The sequence below is a fragment of the uncultured Chitinophaga sp. genome (assembly GCF_937874145.1).
Taxonomy (GTDB): Bacteria; Bacteroidota; Bacteroidia; order Chitinophagales; family Chitinophagaceae; genus Chitinophaga.
Window position 1 is genome coordinate 1 of sequence record NZ_CALNBI010000139.1, and the last position, 4,394, is coordinate 4,394.

2 protein-coding genes are annotated in these 4,394 nt (G+C 58.2%); both read right to left on the bottom strand.

Features of this window, described 5'->3' with window-relative positions; translation table 11 throughout:
* Positions 1 to 3,251, bottom strand: a 3,251-nt coding sequence (locus Q0510_RS06575; RefSeq protein ID WP_298709363.1) for a glycosyltransferase family 2 protein, incomplete at its 3' end; no start/stop codon positions are given.
* 3 nt (positions 3,252 to 3,254) lie between these two features.
* Positions 3,255 to 4,340 (bottom strand): glycoside hydrolase family 2 TIM barrel-domain containing protein, encoded by a 1,086-nt coding sequence (locus Q0510_RS06580; protein ID WP_298709366.1) that lies wholly within the window; start codon positions 4,338 to 4,340, stop codon positions 3,255 to 3,257.
* Positions 4,341 to 4,394: the final 54 nt, after the last annotated feature.

Consider the following 4,394-nt stretch of genomic DNA (forward strand, 5'->3'; position numbering starts at 1 on the left):
GTCACTTCTTCCAGCTGCACGAGCCCTTCCCCGTCGGGCGGCAGCACCACGCCAAACGCTGCGGCTTGCGGAATCTCGTCATACAGGTATTGCAAAAGCCCCGAGATCTGGCTGTTTGCATCTACGTCGATGGTTACCGGCCGCGAAGGATCCGCTTTCCGGATTTCCCGCACCAGCTGCCGCAGCCATTGTGTATACGCCTTCTGCTGGTAGAGATAAGCGGGCTTTACGAAACGGTATTGCAGGAATTTGAACGACGTGTTGGCAATGCTCCAGGCTTTGATTTCGGGTTGATGTTGCAACCGCTTCACTTCCGCAACGATCTCCGCCGTTTTCTGCCGCAGCACCGCTTCGCCGGCTATTGCGTCAGACACGGGCGGGAGCCAGAACCCGTAATGCAACCCCAGCGAAGTTTCCCGCGCGGCGGCCAGCACGTTCCGGTCGTAGGCGCCGGGGCCGTAACGGCGCACGGTATTGACGCCCATCTCGCGCATCGCCTGGAAATCCGCCACCACTTCCGAGCGCGTGAGCGCATGCAGGTTGCGGAACCAGTTGCCACCTTTTTGATATTCCATGCCGCGCAGCGTGTCGGTCCACCGGGGGCGCGCCGCAGCTGCAGGCGGCGTGATATAGCGCAACTGCTTCATGGGAGGAACGCTCATTTTCTTATTCCCGCCGGTGGCTTTGAAAAAATTCCCCGGGTCGGTCAGCCGCCAGTCCAGCATGGACACGCTGGCGCCGGGAGGCACGTTCCGGTCGAAGGCGGAATGGAACACCACGAAGGCCTGCACTTCCCGGCATACGCCGGCAATGGAGCGCGCGGCGTCTTCCATCCATTCGCGTTGCCCCGCGGTGCGCAACGATCCGCCTTCCGCCACCATCACGGGAATGCCTGAACGGAAAATGGGTTTGCGGCGGAAGGGGGCGTATAATTCCGCGAACGAATATTCCTTGCCCTGTGCGGCCAGCGAATCATAATTCAGCATCGTGACGCCGAGCCAGTCCACGTACCGGCGGCCGGGAAAATAAGGCTCCACGGCTTCGGGTTTCCAGGGATTCCAGACCCACACGGCGTTGTAAGCACGTTCCGCCTGGAAGATGTCATGCACATGCCGCCAGGCGTTTTTCATTTCGCCGGGCGTATTGCCGCCGGCGGCAGACCAGGGATAACCCGGATTGTCGGCTTCATGCGCGAAGCGCAGGAACACCGGCCGGTTGAGCGCTTTCACCTGCCGGGCGAATTTTTGTATGTAGTTATCGAATACGCCCGCCGTAATCCGGGCCATGACTTTCCGTTCGCGGCTCAGTTCGGGATCGTGGGCGGAGAAAGCGAACCCTGATGCCCATGGCTCCCAGGTGATCATCGGCGAGGACCCATTTTTATAAATCGCCTCCGCCAGTTGCAGCGGCACTTCCGACCGGGGGCCATCGCCCCAGGGAATGTACAGGGAAACGATATCCGCATGCACGGCAAAGCGCCGCTGGAAATCTTCCCAGCCTGCCTTTTCCGTGATCCCGCCCGGCTCCGAAGGGTGGAACACGCCGGTATAGAAAACTGCCTCCCGCGGTTCTCCCATCCCCCCGGAAACATTGCCGCGGCGCATGCTGCTGAACAAGTATAGCGTGGAAATGGCCATCAGCAACATGATCGGGAAAGCGAACTGCCGCAGCCCCGCGTAAATGCCATGCCGGAAATTCCAGAAATATTGCTTCAGCATCCGGTAATACGAAAAACTGTTTCGCAGCACCCTGAAGCGCGCCCGTACTTCCTGCACGTCCTTCTGCCGGCTGATGGCGATATTGAAAACCATCACCGCGCAGTTGATCCCGGCGATGCCCGCCATGATCCAGGTGTAAGGGTTCCAATCGATATACAACCCGTAAATTATCGCCGCCAGCGAACACACCGCCACCACGATATTCGGCAGGTTGAGCAGCCAGTTGTCCTTTTCCTGGTCGTCTTTCGGTGTGGGAATGTAAGGCACTTTTTTCCGGATGACGGTATACACCAATCCCAGTATATGCACCCACCAGGTCCCGATCAGCAGAAAGCCCCCCAGCACGTGGTTCCCTCTTTCGCCCCGGCCCATCACCCATTGTTGCACGAAATGCCGGATGGCCAGGATGCTCACCAGGAAAGGAAGCCCCGCCAGTCCAAACAGGACCAGATCCATCTTGAACGGGATAATCCCCATCGACAACGATATCACCGGCACGATAAAATTCAACAGGAAAATCAAACCGGATAAGTAATGCAACGGCGCCGTCCCGTAATGGAAGCGCTGTGCCCAGCTGAAGTTCTTAAACAATTTCGGGTAGGTGACGAACAACAACTCCAGGCAGCCCCGCGACCACTTCAGTTGTTGCTTGTAATAGGCCGACAAAGTCGACGGCACCCTTCCTTCCGTCAGCACCGCAGGCAGGTACGCGGAGGTCCATCCTTTGGCGTGCAGCTGCATGGCGGTATGCATATCTTCCGCCAGCCCGGCCGCATGCCCGCCGATGGAATCCAGCGCACTGCGCCGGAAAGTGCAGTTGGCCCCGATGGCAGGCACGGTGCCGTAGCGGTTCATCGTCATCATCATCGGGCCGTAGAAATGGAACGTTTGCTGTGCTGCGCCTTTGGCGATGAGGCTGTCGCCCAGGTTGTAATAAGCCTGTACGATCTGTACGTAACCGATTTTCTCGTCGTTGAAGAACGGAACGATGGGGTCAAGCAGGTCCGGCGCAGGTACGTGATCCGGGTCGAGCACTACGCAAAGCTCCCCTGTAGCGTATTGCAGTGCGTTGTTGATATTGCCTGCCTTGGCGTTTGTGCGATGGTTGCGCGTTACATGCCGCACGCCCAGTTTGCGGCAAACGTCCTTCAGGTAAGGGTCATCGGCTTCATCGCAAAGCCAGGAAGTATGCGGATGGGTAACTGCCTGCATGGCTTCGAGGGTTTCCACGATCATGGCGTAAGGCTCCCCCGGGCAGAAGGTCGTCAGGATGTCAACGGTGAACTGTTTATTACCAGGTTTGGGAACGGGTACGGAAATGAAAAGATAATGGTACCATTCGTGCAGCACCCGCAGGCAGGAGAACACCGTTGCGCTCACCAGCATCCAGTACAAAACGGGATGCCCGATATGGACGGGGTTGAGCAGGCAAAACAGGAAAAAGCAAAGCCCCAGCGTACCGATGGCGATCATCAGGCGCAGCGAGAGCATATCGCTCCGGGTGGGTTGCGGGGCTTGTTTCAGATCTCGCATAGGTTATTCAACAACATAAAATGGCGTATTGGCGGTGGCGATGTTTCCATTCCGGGCGTTGATTTCCACAAAAATCCGGTAAGGCCCCCCCCGCCGCGGCACCGCGAAAGCCAGCTCCAGCCCGTCTTCCGCACGAACAACGGTATCCAGCAGCGGTTGCGGGTGATACTTCCGTCCGGGGTATTGGTACCAGTCTTCCCGCGTTACGCGCCACCGCAAGGTTTCGACAGGCGCGCGGTTACCGGAATCCAGGAGGAGCGAGGCCGTATGCCGCGCGCCGGAGTTGAGTAAAATATTATCACGGGCGCCTTTGCCGCCCAGGAGCATGTAATTCACTTTGGGCCAATTTTCCGTGTGCGCAGGCTTGCCCCATACTTCGCGGAGCGCCGCCACGGATTCGGTGGGCTGGCCGGATTCGGAGAAGAGGCTGAACCAGGTGCCGGTTGCTTCCTGGCGGTGGCCCCAATAAAATGCGAGGGCGCCGAGGCATCGGGGGTTGTGAACGGGAAGATCGGCGGCATACATCTTCCGCAACAGTTCCGCCTTCTTGCTGCTCGTATTTTCGACGGGCGCCTGCCAGGCCGTGATGTCGGACTCCCAGGGCCCTAATGTGCCCCATTCCGCCACGAGGAAAGGCCCGTCCCAAATGCGGGAGAACTGTTCCAGCCTTTGGCTCAGCTTGTTCAGCTGCCCGAATGTATTGAAGGAAATCAGATCCAGCCCCGGCACTTTCTGCCGCGTCATCCAGATCTGGACAATATTAAAATTGGGAATGGTGGTGGTGACGGGATGCTCCGGGTCGAGATCGTGTATCGCGGCCAGCAGGCGGTTGTAGGTAGAATAAAAACCCTTGTGCCCGGGCTTCCACGTCATCACCGGCTCGTTCCCCAGGCACCACATGAGCAGTGCCGGATGATGCCGGTACCGCAACACCGCACTGCGAACGCCCGCTAACAAAGAATCCGTTTTTGCTTTATCGCGGTAAAAGTATTGTTCATAAGGGCTCGAAGGAATGGGTAACCCCACGATCACCGCAATGCCGTTGCGCTGCGCATTGCCCACCGCCACCCATGGAGGGCGTTCTACCACTCCTCAGGGGGAGGATCTCTCTAGATGATGCTATGAAAGAGGATATCGATATCA